The organism is Salicola sp. AFF1, from assembly GCF_056783195.1.
Genome location: NZ_JBXAYL010000157.1, coordinates 1 through 279 on the forward strand (window position 1 = coordinate 1; position 279 = coordinate 279).

Sequence of the window (279 nt, forward strand, 5' to 3'; positions counted from 1 at the left end):
TGCCTGGGCGTGTTTCTACTGAAGTGGCGGCCCGGCTGTCGTTTGATACCCAGGCCAGTATTGCCAAGGCCCACGAGCTAATCGAGCTGTATGACGCCCGCGGCGTCTCCCGCGACCGGGTGTTGGTCAAGCTGGCCTCTACCTGGGAAGGCATTCGTGCCGCCGAGGTGCTTGAGCGCGAGGGCATTCAGTGCAACCTGACGCTGCTGTTTAGCGCAGCCCAGGCCCAGGCGTGCTTTGATGCGGGGGTGTTTCTAATCTCGCCCTTTGTGGGCCGGG

1 protein-coding gene is annotated in these 279 nt (G+C 63.1%); it reads left to right on the plus strand.

The window, feature by feature from the left end; genetic code table 11:
- Nucleotides 1-279 (plus strand): transaldolase family protein (locus AC1RQI_RS17165; protein ID WP_481905824.1); only part of this gene is annotated, 279 nt, incomplete at both ends.